We start from the raw sequence: 13,576 nt of genomic DNA, 5'->3' as shown, positions 1-13,576 counted from the left end.
CAGATTAACTCGGTTGATAAAAAAAACGCGCCATACGGCGCGTTAATCTGGCGGAGTGGACGGGGCTCGAACCCGCGACCCCCGGCGTGACAGGCCGGTATTCTGACCAACTGAACTACCACTCCAATTCTTGGTGGGTGCTGCAGGGATCGAACCTGCGACCCTCGCCTTGTAAGGGCGATGCTCTCCCAGCTGAGCTAAGCACCCAAAAAACTTACGCTTCCTGTACCGCTTCCTTCAGATTCTTACCAGACTTGAATCTTGCAACTCTTGAAGCAGGGATCTGAATGGTTTTGCCAGTTTGTGGATTTCTTCCTGTACGAGCAGAACGATTACCAACTGTAAATGAACCGAATCCTGGTAACACAACATCGTGGCCGTTTTTCAAAGCTTCAGTCACAGTCGCAATAAAAGTATCTATTACACGACTGGTATCTGCTTTAGTAACACCAGCACTACTTGCAATTGCTTCTACCAATTCACTCTTCTTCATCTTTTCCCCTATCCAGTTATTCATCCATAAGTTGAGTCGATTAACTGCATCTTCTCGGTTTAAGCGTCCACATCCTTGAACTGCCCGCCAGTGGCGGGCAACGGAATGAAATATACCCCTTATTAGTGTGCGTGTAAATCCTTATTTTTATTTTTTTTTGAACTTTTTGTTGGCACAACCGGTTTTACCTCAGAAATGGGCGAATCAACCCGGGGACTGCGCTGCAAGGCGATGTCTAAAACCTGTTCGATGGTCTTCACCGGATGGATAGTCAGCTTTCGCAGGACATTATCAGGGATCTCCTCCAAATCCTTGGAATTCTCCTCCGGGATAATGACATGTTTGATGCCGCCGCGATGAGCCGCCAACAATTTTTCCTTTAACCCGCCAATGGGCAGAACCTGTCCACGCAGCGTAATTTCACCCGTCATAGCCACATCGGCCCGCACCGGAATATGAGTCAGGGTCGACACGAGCGCTGTACACATGCCAATACCCGCACTGGGCCCATCTTTAGGCGTTGCCCCCTCAGGTACATGCACGTGGAAGTCATTCTTGTCATAGAAGTCATCCGCGAGACCAAAGGTTTTGGCGCGGCTTCTGACCACTGTCATGGCGGCGTGAATGGATTCCTGCATCACCTCACCCAATTGCCCGGTATGGATGGTTTTACCCTTACCCGGAATCATGGAGGCTTCGATGGTTAACAGCTCCCCGCCGACGCTCGTCCAGGCAAGCCCTGTCACCTGACCAATCTGATCAAACTGCTCGGCCAGTCCGTAACGGAATTTTTTAACGCCAAGGTATTTTTCAATATTAGCCCTGGAGATGGTGATCTTTCGGGTTTTCTTGCTCGATAAAATTTCCTTCACGACCTTACGGCAGATGCTGGCGATATCACGCTCCAGGTTTCTCACGCCGGCCTCACGGGTATAATGGCGGATAATTTCCCTGACCGCGCTCTCGCCAATGTTGATTTCATCTGACTTAAGGCCGTTGAGCGTAACCTGCTTGGGAATGAGATATGTCAACGCGATATTGACCTTTTCATCCTCGGTATACCCGGCAAGGCGTATAACCTCCATCCGATCAAGCAACGGTGCGGGAATTTCCAGGGAATTGGCCGTGGCGATAAACATAACATCGCTTAAGTCATAATCGACTTCAAGGTAGTGATCGCTAAAGGTATGGTTTTGCTCAGGATCAAGCACTTCCAGCAAAGCGGATGCTGGATCACCGCGGAAATCCATGGCCATCTTATCCACTTCATCCAGCATAATCAGCGGGTTTTTAACCCCGGCTTTACATAACTTCTGAATGATTTTGCCCGGCATGGAGCCAATGTAGGTGCGCCGATGGCCGCGTATTTCAGCCTCATCACGCACACCGCCTAAGGCAATACGGATAAACGTACGGCCGGTAGCATTGGCAATGGATTGACCCAGAGAGGTTTTACCTACCCCCGGTGGACCAACCAGGCATAAAATGGGGCCTTTAAGGCGTTTTACGCGCTTTTGAACCGCCAGGTATTCAATGATCCGTTCTTTGACTTTCTCAAGACCATAGTGTTCCTTGTCGAGCAGTTTCTCGGCTTTCTTCAAATCAAATTGAATCTTATTCTTACGTTTCCAGGGTACGCTGAGCATCCAGTCTAAATAATTGCGAATAACGGTTGCCTCAGCCGACATAGGCGACATCATTTTTAATTTCTGTAATTCAGCCGTTGCCTTAGCCTTGGCCTCTTTAGGCATCCCCGCTTTATTGATGGAATTTTCAAGCTGCTCAATCTCATTGCCTTCTTCACCGAGCTCCCCGAGTTCTTTTTGAATGGCTTTGATTTGCTCATTTAAATAATACTCGCGCTGGCTTTTCTCCATTTGCCGTTTGACGCGGCCACGCACGCGTTTTTCAACGTGCAGCAAATCAATCTCGCCTTCAATGGCAGCCATTAATCGCTCAAGGCGGGTACCGACATCGACAATTTCCAGCAACTCCTGTTTGTCATCCACCTTGATGCTCAAATGGGCAGCAATGGTATCTGCCAGACGGCCCGGCTCTTCGATGCCGACAAGGGAACTTAACACCTCGGGAGGAATTTTTTTGTTAAGCTTGATGTATTGCTCAAACTGAGACATCAGCGAGCGCATGATGATCTCGATTTCCTGCTCTTTATGCGTCTCGTTTACTTCGTGCATCGGCTCAAGACTGGCTTCCAGGTAGCCGTGCTCCTGATTGTACGACACCACCTTGGCACGCACTTCACCCTCAACCAGAACTTTAACCGTGCCATCAGGCAATTTTAATAATTGCAGGACACTCGACACCGTACCGACGCTGAACACGTCGTCCGATGTTGGATCGTCATTGGATGATTTACGCTGCGCAACTAAAAAAATCTGTTTATTATCCACCATCGCCGCTTCCAGGGCCTTGATGGATTTTTCCCTCCCCACAAAAAGCGGAATAACCATATGAGGGTATACCACCACATCACGGAGTGGCAGTACAGGTAATGGCGACACCAATTCGCTTTCATTCGATATGAATTTATTTTCACTAGACATAATAAGCCCTTCTTCAGACGATTATCCCAAGTATCATTTACCAATTTATATCAAAACAGCTTAGACGCATATAAGATTGGGACACTTGCCATTGATTTCTTAAAAATCAATGGCAATCTAACGACAAGGTGTAAAAAATCAGCGCTTAACCGCCAGCGGCTGATTGCTTGTTTTCGTCACCTTCGAAGATGAGGATAGGTTTACCGGTATTGTTGACAACATTCTCATCAATGACCACTTTCTTAATCCCATCCAGGGAAGGCAGATCATACATGGTATCTAAAAGAATATTTTCAAGGATAGCGCGCAGGCCACGGGCGCCTATTTTTCGCTCCAATGCTTTTTTGGCGATTTGATGCAGCGCTTCGTCGCGGAATTCTAGCTCTACGTCTTCCATTTTGAATAAGGCATGGAATTGCTTGGTCAGCGCGTTTTTCGGCCGAGTCAGGATGTCAATCAAAGCCTCTTCATCCAGCTCATGCAAGGTGGTGACAACTGGTAACCGCCCTACAAACTCAGGAATCAAGCCATATTTCACCAAATCTTCGGATTCCAGGGACTCAAGAATCTTTTCATTAACCTTGCTGTCTTTCTGGTTTTTAAGCTGAGCAGCAAAACCGATGCCGGATTTGTCGCTGCGTTCACGAATGACTTTTTCAAGACCAGCGAAAGCGCCCCCGCAAATAAACAGGATATTGGAGGTATCCACCTGCAAAAACTCCTGCTGCGGGTGTTTACGTCCACCCTGGGGCGGGACAGATGCCACGGTGCCTTCGATTAACTTCAATAAGGCCTGCTGCACGCCTTCACCAGAGACATCACGCGTAATCGACGGGTTATCGGATTTTCGTGAAATTTTATCAATTTCATCGATGTAGACGATGCCCTGTTGGGCTTTTTCCACATCGTAGTCGCATTTTTGCAGCAGTTTCTGAATGATGTTTTCGACGTCTTCCCCCACATAACCGGCTTCGGTCAGGGTGGTGGCATCTGCCATGGTAAACGGGACATTCAACAGGCGAGCCAGCGTTTGAGCCAGCAGGGTTTTACCGCTGCCTGTCGGGCCTATCAGCAGAATATTACTTTTGCCAAGCTCGATGCCGTCCTCTGTTTTATGCTGCAGGCGCTTATAATGGTTATAGACAGCGACTGACAGGACTTTCTTGGCATGAGGTTGACCAATAACGTACTCATCCAGGAATTGTGAAATCTCACGGGGCGTCGGTAAATGGGATTCTGATTCTTCCGCCACATCCTGTGTTTCTTCGCGAATAATATCGTTACATAATTCCACGCACTCGTCACAGACGAATACGGAAGGGCCAGCGATTAACTTCTTGACTTCATGCTGACTTTTTCCGCAGAATGAACAATAAAGAATTTTATCCCCATCGCTGTTACCAGTTTTACTCATTGATAAACCCCTTTCTTACTTTATGCCATTATCTTTGGCAATCTAGTAAAATTTTAGACAATTGAAAAAATAAAGGCAATGCGGCTACGAAAACTTAACAGTTGACTGTCTTTTTCGTAGCCGTCTGAATCACACTTCGCTCGCAAGAGCATTCCGATCGTAGAGGACCTTGTCAATTAACCCGTATTCCATAGCTTGAGTAGCACTCATAAAATTATCCCTTTCGGTATCACGCATGATTTGATCGGGGGTCTTTTTACAGTGTTTACCCATGATGTTGTTCAACCGCTCTCTGACAGCCAGCGTTTCACGTGCGTGAATTTCAATGTCAGTCGCCTGGCCGCGGTAACCGCCCAAGGGCTGATGAATCATGACCCGGGCATTGGGCAGGCAAAACCGCTTGCCATCCGCACCGGCGCAAAGCAGCAAAGCTGCCGCACTGGCGGCCTGGCCGATACAAAGGGTGCTGACATCTGGTTTGATGAACTGCATGGTATCATAAATCGCCAAACCAGCCGTCACCACTCCGCCAGGGGAGTTGATGTACAAGGAAATGTCCTTATCCGGGTTTTCTGATTCCAGGAACAGAAGCTGAGCTACAACCAGATTGGCCATGTGGTCTTCGACTTCACCCAGTAAAAAGATGATGCGCTCTTTTAATAATCTGGAGTAAATGTCATATGAGCGTTCCCCTCGCGAGGTTTGCTCAATCACCATCGGCACTAAGCCGCTGGCATTTCTGATTTCGTTGTCTGAATAGCCCGGCATCCTTACTCTCCTTTCTTCTCAGTATCCTTTTTGGGATTCATGACGTCGTCGTAAGACATGTTCTTTTTAACCAGTTTCGCATTCTCACTGATTTTTTCGGCGACGACTTCTTCCATGACCAGGGCTTCGACTTCACCCAGACGCTCTTTGCTGGCTTTATACCAGTTACGCAGCTCGTCCGGATTTTCGTAAGCGCTGGCGAATTTATCAATCATAGCATCCACACGTGCTTTTTCAGCAGTGAGTTCATGCTTTTTAACGTATTCGGAGAACAAGAGCCCTAAATGAACGCGTCGCTTGGCCTGCTCTTCAAACAGAGCGCGAGGAAAATCAGGGATTTTCTCATTGTCATGGTGTTCGTGGCCGAATAAACGATGATACATCTCATGCTTTAAGTGGGCAATTTCATTGTCAATGAGGGCCATGGGTAAATCAAAGGGGTTAGCTGCCAATAACTTATCGAAGATTTTTTCACGATTCATGGCGCTGACACGACGCTCAAGTTCACGCGTCATGTTGTCTTTGATGTCTTTTCTAAGCGCGTCAATGCCGCCTTCCTTGATGTTGAATTTCTCAGCAAAGGCATCGTTCAATTCAGGTAGTTGGCCTTCAAACACCTTGTGGACGGTGATCTTGAAAGTGGCTTCTTTTCCAGCTAACTCGTTATGACCATAATCAGCGGGGAAATTCACTTTAATATCGGTGGACTTGCCTATCTTGGCACCGGCAATACCGTCTTCGAAGCCTGGAATCATGGAACCAGAACCGAGAATTAATTCATAATCCTTGGCACTGCCGCCTTCAAAGGGCTCATCACCCAGGAAACCTTCGAAATCAATCACGACTTTGTCGCCTTTTGTCGCAGCGCGGGATACTTCCTGCCACTCTTTATTCTGTTCGCGCAATTTCTCAAGCATGTTGTCGACATCGGCGTCTTTGACTTCGGCTTCAATGGCTTCAATTTCATCCTGGTTCAGTTCAGTAATGGTAATGACCGGGAACACTTCAAAAACAGCCGTATAGCGAAAATCTTTACCGGCTTCGAGCAGCTCTGGCTCAACCATGGGCTGACCAGCAGGAACCAATTCGTTTTTCTGCAAGGCTTCATACAGTGTTGATTGAACCATTTCGCGGGCGACTTCTTCACGTACACTGTCGGAGAAACGGTTTTTTACCACATTCATGGGCACTTTACCGGGGCGAAAGCCAGCGACTTTGGCTTTGCGGGCAAGCTCGCGCAGACGTTGGCCTACCTCTTCTTCAACTCGTTCGGTAGGTACCGAAACCGTTAATTTGCGTTCCAAACCGTTTAAGGTTTCTACAGAAACTTGCATCTAGTCACCTCTTGATGAATTACATGAATATGGTGCGAAAGGAGAGACTCGAACTCTCACGGGTTACCCCACTGGAACCTAAATCCAGCGCGTCTACCAGTTCCGCCACTTTCGCAAAACAGGGTGGAATTATCGGACAGTACGTGTGTCTTGTAAAGACTCTCTTTGAATCTCGACATGAATTGTATTTTGGCTTGATTTTAAATGGGGTGAACGATGGGACTCGAACCCACGACAACCGGGATCACAACCCGGGGCTCTACCAACTGAGCTACGCTCACCATAACGACACACTCAAGAATCTGCACTAGGCTGGCACGCCCGGCAGGATTCGAACCTGCTACCCTCGGCTTAGAAGGCCGATGCTCTATCCAGATGAGCTACGGGCGCATTGAAATGGTCGGGGTGGAGGGATTCGAACCCCCGACATCCTGCTCCCAAAGCAGGCGCGCTACCAGACTGCGCTACACCCCGTAACCCGTCCTAGGACAGAGCGCAGATAATACTAGCAGCAAGGCGTAAAATCAATAACCCGGGCATTTATTTTCTCAAGCTTATACCAATATAGCCTTTTATGCTTTAAGCACAGGAAGCGACTGTTTGCGATGGCCGCGATTTCTCAGTAGCATAAGCTTAAAAAGTCGCGTGATGAATGATGAAGACCACACTACTGCCCCTGTTTGATAATATCAGCCACCTGCATAAAAACCATGAGCACGCGGTGCTTCCAGATGCCCGTTTTCAGCCGGATTTTTATTACACCCTGCAGTTTTTAAAAAGCTATACCGGCAGCCAGGGTACATTTAACAGTTACCGCCGGGAGGCGGAACGTTTATTGCAGTGGAGCTGGCATGTCCGCAAAATAACGCTTAAGGATTTAAAGCGCGATGACATCGACCAGTTTATTCGTTTCTGCCAAAATCCCCCGGAAAACTGGATAAGCATCAAAAAAGTCCCGCGTTACCTTGAAAAAGACGGCTTAAGGCAACCCAATCCCGACTGGCGCCCCTTTGTGGTAACAGTCAGCAAAGCCGCATTCAAACAAGGGCTTCGCCCGGCGGTTGAGCAATTTAATCTATCGCAGGGAGCCATCCAGGAAATATTTGCCATTTTGAGTACCCTCTTTAACTTTCTGATTGCCGAGGAATATTTAATTGCCAATCCTGTAGCCTTAATCCGCCAAAAGAGCAAATACATCCGCAAACGCCAGCAAAACGCCCCCATCCGCCGTTTAAGCCTAATCCAATGGGAAGCCGTGCTGCGGGCGGCAGAAAAGCTTGCGAATGAACATCCGGAAAAGCATGAGCGGACTTTTTTTATTCTAAGCCTGCTTTTTGGTCTTTATCTTCGTATTTCCGAATTGGCCGCCAGTGACCGCTGGATTCCCACAATGAATGATTTTGCCAAGGATAATCATGGCAACTGGTGGTTTACCACCGTCGGTAAAGGCAACAAGGAGCGCCAGATTGCCGTCAGCGATGCCATGCTACAAAGCCTTTCACGCTGGCGCCGATTTTTAGGCCTATCCGCCCTGCCCTCTCCCGCCGATAACTCACCGCTCATTCCCAAATTGCGCGGCAACGGCCCGATGAGCGACACAGCTCCCTTAAGACGGTTGGTGCAACACTGTTTTGATCTGGCGGCAATGGACTTGGAGGCGCGCAATCAACAGGAAGAGGCTGAGCATCTCGCCTCAGCGACCGTACACTGGTTAAGGCATACCGGGATTTCAGAAGACGTTAAAATCCGCCCGCGCGAGCATGTGCGCGACGATGCGGGCCATAGTTCCAGCGCCACGACGGATCGATACATCGATGTAGAAAAACTGGCGCGTCATCGCTCAGCACGTCGCAAGCAGATTGAACCCAGCGACTCTTAAATGCCTTAAGGGCAGGCATCGACCAGTTCAATGGCCTCGGTTTTAAGGGTTTCGCCTAAAAAAATCTCACCTACTTGTCGAAAGCGGGCCACGGAATCAGTGACCAGGTAGTTGATGTGTCGCTGATGATCCTGATTTTGAATACCCGTCTGTTTAAGCACCTGCTTTAGGCTTGTCGCGGTGGCTTCCGCCGAATCCACAATGGTGACATGCCGCGGCAGAATCGTTTTAAGCAATGGTTTAAAAACGGGAAAATGGGTGCAGCCTAACAGCAGGGTATCCTGTTCATTAAAGTCAGTCAGATAATGACGCAGCGCCTCTTTGGCGACCGCATTATCGACCATGCCTTCTTCAGCCAAAGCAACAAGCACACTGCAGGCTCTTGCTGTAATCACGGCATCCGGTAACTGCTCGTTAATCAAACGTTGATAAGCTTTGGAAGCAATGGTCGTTTCGGTGGCTAAAACCGCTACCCGCTGGTTTTTGGTCGCGGCAATCACGGCACTGGCACCGGGCTGAACCACACCCAGTACCGGAATATCCGGTAACATGGCTTGCAGATGGGGCAAGGCCGCCGTGGTTGCTGTGTTGCAGGCAATCACCAGAGCCTTGATGCAGCGTTCAACCAATACTCTCGCCATTTGTGACGCGTATTGCTGCACCGTGTCTGGACTCTTCGTCCCATAGGGCAGCCTTGCTGTATCACCCAGATAAATGAACGACTCCTGTGGCAGCGTGCCCTTTAAGGCACGCAAGACCGTGAGTCCGCCCATTCCTGAATCAAACACCCCAATTGGCAGGTTATTATTATTCATGGTGTCCTGTGGTTAGGTTACCCATTAAGCCCCGGGGCTCGTCCTCTTTTATTTGCCGTCTCGATTTCATCTAAAGTCTGTTTAGCGCCCTCTGTTTTAAATTGCTGCAACAGATTGGCAATCTTTTTGGTTACCTCTTTTGTCGATCCTTTCTCAGCCTCTTTGGATTCAGTAAAGGTTTTTATCGTCGCAATCATTTGTTGAATGGTCGGTTGCTTCATGTAGGTATTGTAGAGAGCGGTTTTATTAAACCCGTATACTTTACCCAATTCATTGGCTGGATCAAAGGCCGTGGAATTCACTTTAATGGCATTGTGATCAAATTTCATTTTTGGATTATTTTCACCTAATACCATCAAAGCCGTCCATAAATGCCTTAGTTCCACTGGATTGGACCCAGTCAAGACAATGGGTCTTTCTTTGGTAGGCGCATGATCCAAGTGAGCGAGCAATTGAGCCGCCATCGCCATGGTGTATTTAATCTGATTTTTATCATCTTTAGGAAATTGAGCCACTGTAATGGTCGCATTAGGATTGACTTCGGTTTTTTTATTCACCGTTTTGGGATCCAAGTGGCCAGCATGGGCTTCCTCAATGAACGTACCCACATCCGCCGCGGTTGCCGGTTGTCCTCTGTTATCAGTCACTTGCTTTGTTCCCGTCATGACGTATTCACGACACATGCCCGGTTGAAGCTTATCCACGATATAAGTTTTGTTTGGCTGAGTCGCTATGCTCGTATTTGTCGTACCTGCTTGTTTTCCTGCACCAGGTACATAGCCCTTAGCAAAATGCTGGTTTTTCTCACTGGCGGGGAAATCGTTGTAGGTGATACCCGACGTAGTGAAGACCACGTTAGTTCCCTGTTTGCAATCCTCTAGATGCTGAATTAAGCCCTTGCGAGCCAATGCGTCTTCAGCCGATGGGTTACCATTTAAGGTCAGACTGGCTTTTTCGTAATAGCTAATGCCATTGTTAATGTTTTCCAATGAAGCCTTTAATTGTTTGCGGAAATTGTCGATATCCTTTTTTTGCTGGCGTTGAGGCATGGCCGATGTATCCGGTAACGCATTGAGCTTGTCTTCGTAGATGGCTTTCTGCCTTCGCAACTCTTCGAGAATGGTGTCGCAATCGCGGGCAAATTCTTTCAGTTTCGGATATAACGTATTGTATTGTTGCCGCGCAGCCACTTCAAACTCGGGGCTAATCCATTGGGTTTGTGTTAACTTACCCAAGTGTTCAAGCTCTTCACGGTAATACTTATCGATAGACGTTATCTTTTGCAGTCTCTGCTTTAAAGTATTGATTTCGCCTTGTTCCGTCGCCATGATACCGGCCGCATAGGTCCCTTGATTAGACCACGCTCGTTGCTTTTGGTCTTGTTTGTAAGAGGCAAACATTTCGGGAGTGATGTGCTTCTTCCATCCGGCCACCAGATGCTGATTAATGGCTACGGTAGTCGTGATTACAGTCAGTAACGCATCATACGTTGCCGACGTGTTAATCGCATTCACAAAAGCCGCCAAATCCCCCTGCGCATAATTCTGGCTTTTAGAAATAGCCATTAACAATTCTATTGCTTTTATTTCATCGGGAGTAGGTACTTTAGGATTATTATTGACTACCATGTCGATCAATGGTGCATTGAACCCCTGTTGCTCTTTTATAGCTTGTCTAATGGTCTGGTTATCTATAGCAGTGCCTTGTGCATTCATGCCAAAAGCTCTATTAAATGCAGCTCGGTTAGCCGGCTGCACTTGCAGAATATCATCCCTTAAGTTAGTTAAAAATGTCTGATAATTAGCCTTTCTGAACAAATCTTTAGGGTCGACATGACCCAGCAATTGAGTATTAATTGCATTGATTTGTTGATTACTAAGGGTTATCGGCGGAACGACGCTGGCCAAAGTGGCCGCAATGGCGGAGTTAGCAATTTTATTAAGTTTATTAAGCCGCTCGTTTTCAGCCACCAAAGCACTGGCACTGCTGTTTGTTGCACCCACAAGGCGACGAATTTCCTCAATGCTTTGCGCTTTCATCAACGAGCCAACGACTTCGGGTTTCGCTAAAATCGCTTTTTGTTTATCCAGACTTAAGTGAGTAATGAAAGCCAGCAAGTGGGGGTGTGCTTCGGCTGGGAAGGCGGAATAAGCAGCCACTTGTCTACTGATTAATCGCGCAGACGCCTGTCTCTGTAAATCAGCAGAAATACTCTCGTCTATCCAACTCAAATCAATAGCGGCGCCACCCAACATGACATCAATTTTAGCCTGGACATCATGGGCATCTGTGGCCTGCATTAAGGCATTGAGGTCCGCAATGGGCGCATGCGTTGTATAAGCCAGGGGATAATTTTTAATAAGCAATTCAACGAGTTGTTTACGAAAATGCGCTTGATCTTGCGGCGGTAGCGCTTGCAACAAAACTTGGGTACCGTCTACCCCGTTCTGAATAAAGTTAGTGATTAAAGCAACGAAATTGGCATGAGTCGCCTGAGCCGATAAATTCACGGCGGCATGGGCACGAACCAATTCTTCAGCCCGCGCATAGCCTTGGAGTAAAGGATAAGGTGGATCAGCTATTGGAATTAAATTATCCGCTGCCGTATTGCCAACGCCCATGAGGCCATTAATTTGCAACGCGGCTTGTAATTGTCCCTGATTCGCAGCTTGGCTGATGGCGTTCAACTCGGCGATGCTTAAAGTTGCAACCTTCGCTTTTAATAAGCCAGCCAACGCTTCTTGTCGAGTTTTAATGATATTCGCTTCATCACTGAAATAAACATCAACGGCTTGTTTGACCACTTGCGGAGCAGAAGTCAGGCCGAAATGTTGTTTGTAATTAGTGGTAAAGTTGGCATTGGGCACTGCAGCGATTAATTGCTCGGGCGTAGCCGAATTAATACTGGAGCGAACATAAGCCGCCCCTAACAGAGAGGTTAACAGCCTGGCATCGGACGTGGCCAAAATTTCCCGTGCGCTACTGTTTGCCGCGCCAGAGAAACCCAAAGCAGGATACTTTTCCAGCACAGAGCGCAACGTAGCCATATCGCGCGTATCCGCCAAGGCTTTCAACGCCGCCGGATCACTGCAAGCTGCAATTTTCAGTTTTAAAGCCTGAATGGCTGCAATTTGACGTAAGTCTTTGGCATTGGCATCATTCACTGCATGAGCAACGTAACGATTATTCCCATCAAATAGAGGTTGTATCACACCCCGTAGTGTTGCTGTATCGGTAGTTGCGTTGGCTACTTGTAAAAGTTCATTGCTATTAGCATGGACGGTCAGCATTCCCTTTAAATACCGCTCCCCTAGAATGCTTTTAGCCCAATTGGCCTCTGCATCCGTTTGAAATTTTTGGTGATAGATGCCGTTTGCTACGGCTTGACCATGGGGATTAAACTGTGGCGTTGCGACATCTAAAGCAGCATAGACAGCGCCCAAGTTATTGAAATCCGTCCCAAATTGATGCTTAACTCTTAATTCAAAGGCTTTTCTTAAAGCGGCTTTTTCAAGCTCGCTACCGCCCGTTATCAAATCAGGCGTTAATGTACCTCTGACATTCGCATCCGCAATACCTAAATCTTGTGCCGCTCTTTGGAAGTTAACTTGGTGATTTTGATTGGACGCCAACAATAAATTTTCAACATATTGCCTGGCTTGATCAGTATTTACTGCCTTAATTTTCTGTATTAACAAGGCTTTCTTAGCCGCTAATATAATCTCATCCGTAGAAGTTCGCGGTAGGTGTCTGTCATTATTAGCATCCCAATCGCCATTACCTTTCCAGTCAACCACTTTGCCAAATAAAGTTTCATTTGCAGGAATTGCTAATTGCTGCCGAACCGATTGCGGGCTTCCTGGATAAATAATGCCCTGGAGAAGGGCTTCATTAGCTTCGCTCAATGCCAATTCAATTCGTTTCTTCGCAGCTAATTGATAGAGGTCAACAAATCTCTGGCCTAGCGTGTTATTGTTCGAATTGAATAAACTATTATCAGTTTGAGCATTCGGTGGATTGAAATCATTTGCATCAAAAGCATTTCCGCTGAGCGCTATCCATACATCTCTATAGTTAAATATGGCAGTTCTAAATGCATTAGCATCGGCGGCGTAATTACTCTTTAATATAGCATCGAGGGCCTCCTTATACCTTGGATTAGCTGCTAAGGCGGTATTAGTATTAAGATTAGTCAGAAGGGCTGCGAACTCTTGATTCTTTGGCATGAAAATACTCCGGGTATCCAATAACTTTATTGTAAACCTAATTCCTTAAGTTTACCTTAACCAAATCGGGCGAACTCATTTAA

General features: G+C 47.3%; 8 protein-coding genes and 6 tRNA genes. 1 reads left to right on the top strand and 13 read right to left on the bottom strand.

Annotated elements, in window-relative coordinates; translation table 11 throughout:
- Positions 1-48: 48 nt before the first annotated feature.
- The 11 genes from Lery_RS10340 to Lery_RS10290 form a co-directional block, all read right to left on the bottom strand.
- A tRNA-Asp gene (locus Lery_RS10340) sits at positions 49-125 on the bottom strand.
- 6 nt (positions 126-131) lie between these two features.
- A tRNA-Val gene (locus tag Lery_RS10335) sits at positions 132-207 on the bottom strand.
- A gap of 7 nt (positions 208-214) precedes the next feature.
- On the bottom strand, positions 215-493 hold the full coding sequence (locus Lery_RS10330; protein WP_058527273.1) for an HU family DNA-binding protein: 279 nt from the start codon (positions 491-493) through the stop codon (positions 215-217).
- 122 nt (positions 494-615) lie between these two features.
- Entirely contained in the window at positions 616-3,057 is a 2,442-nt protein-coding gene (gene lon / locus Lery_RS10325; protein ID WP_058527181.1) for an endopeptidase La, read from the bottom strand.
- A 145-nt stretch (positions 3,058-3,202) separates the two neighbouring features.
- A complete protein-coding gene (clpX, locus tag Lery_RS10320; protein ID WP_058527180.1) occupies positions 3,203-4,471 on the bottom strand; it encodes an ATP-dependent Clp protease ATP-binding subunit ClpX in 1,269 nt (422 codons plus the stop codon).
- Between the two features lie 129 nt (positions 4,472-4,600).
- A complete protein-coding gene (gene clpP / locus Lery_RS10315) occupies positions 4,601-5,239 on the bottom strand; it encodes an ATP-dependent Clp endopeptidase proteolytic subunit ClpP (protein WP_058527179.1) in 639 nt (212 codons plus the stop codon).
- Between the two features lie 2 nt (positions 5,240-5,241).
- Positions 5,242-6,573, bottom strand: coding sequence for a trigger factor (gene tig, locus Lery_RS10310; protein WP_058527178.1), 1,332 nt, complete (start codon positions 6,571-6,573; stop codon positions 5,242-5,244).
- A gap of 30 nt (positions 6,574-6,603) precedes the next feature.
- Positions 6,604-6,688: transfer RNA gene (locus Lery_RS10305), tRNA-Leu, on the bottom strand.
- Positions 6,689-6,778: 90 nt separating this feature from the next.
- Positions 6,779-6,854: transfer RNA gene (locus Lery_RS10300), tRNA-His, on the bottom strand.
- 32 nt (positions 6,855-6,886) lie between these two features.
- A tRNA-Arg gene (locus tag Lery_RS10295) sits at positions 6,887-6,963 on the bottom strand.
- 7 nt (positions 6,964-6,970) lie between these two features.
- A tRNA-Pro gene (locus tag Lery_RS10290) sits at positions 6,971-7,047 on the bottom strand.
- 181 nt (positions 7,048-7,228) lie between these two features.
- Here Lery_RS10290 and Lery_RS10285 point away from each other — a divergent pair.
- On the top strand, positions 7,229-8,452 hold the full coding sequence (locus Lery_RS10285; RefSeq protein WP_058527177.1) for a tyrosine-type recombinase/integrase: 1,224 nt from the start codon (positions 7,229-7,231) through the stop codon (positions 8,450-8,452).
- 5 nt (positions 8,453-8,457) lie between these two features.
- On the opposite strand, the gene murI is transcribed toward Lery_RS10285, so the two are convergent.
- Positions 8,458-9,267 (bottom strand): glutamate racemase, encoded by an 810-nt coding sequence (murI, locus tag Lery_RS10280; RefSeq protein ID WP_058527176.1) that lies wholly within the window; start codon positions 9,265-9,267, stop codon positions 8,458-8,460.
- 17 nt (positions 9,268-9,284) lie between these two features.
- Complete coding sequence (locus Lery_RS10275) at positions 9,285-13,178, bottom strand: hypothetical protein (RefSeq protein WP_131751176.1); 3,894 nt, start codon at positions 13,176-13,178, stop codon at positions 9,285-9,287.
- Between the last annotated feature and the right edge of the window lie 398 nt (positions 13,179-13,576).

It is taken from the genome of Legionella erythra (genome assembly GCF_001467615.1).
GTDB lineage: Bacteria > Pseudomonadota > Gammaproteobacteria > Legionellales > Legionellaceae > Legionella_C > Legionella_C erythra.
Note: the sequence above shows the minus strand (reverse complement) of the source record. Positions and strands in the feature narration are given on the sequence as shown.

Coding starts and splice junctions, on each gene's coding strand:
- Lery_RS10330 (WP_058527273.1), bottom strand. CDS start 493: ATGAAGAAGAGTGAATTGGTAGAAGCAATTGCAAGTAGTGCTGGTGTT.
- lon (WP_058527181.1), bottom strand. CDS start 3,057: ATGTCTAGTGAAAATAAATTCATATCGAATGAAAGCGAATTGGTGTCG.
- clpX (WP_058527180.1), bottom strand. CDS start 4,471: ATGAGTAAAACTGGTAACAGCGATGGGGATAAAATTCTTTATTGTTCA.
- clpP (WP_058527179.1), bottom strand. CDS start 5,239: ATGCCGGGCTATTCAGACAACGAAATCAGAAATGCCAGCGGCTTAGTG.
- tig (WP_058527178.1), bottom strand. CDS start 6,573: ATGCAAGTTTCTGTAGAAACCTTAAACGGTTTGGAACGCAAATTAACG.
- Lery_RS10285 (WP_058527177.1), top strand. CDS start 7,229: ATGAAGACCACACTACTGCCCCTGTTTGATAATATCAGCCACCTGCAT.
- murI (WP_058527176.1), bottom strand. CDS start 9,267: ATGAATAATAATAACCTGCCAATTGGGGTGTTTGATTCAGGAATGGGC.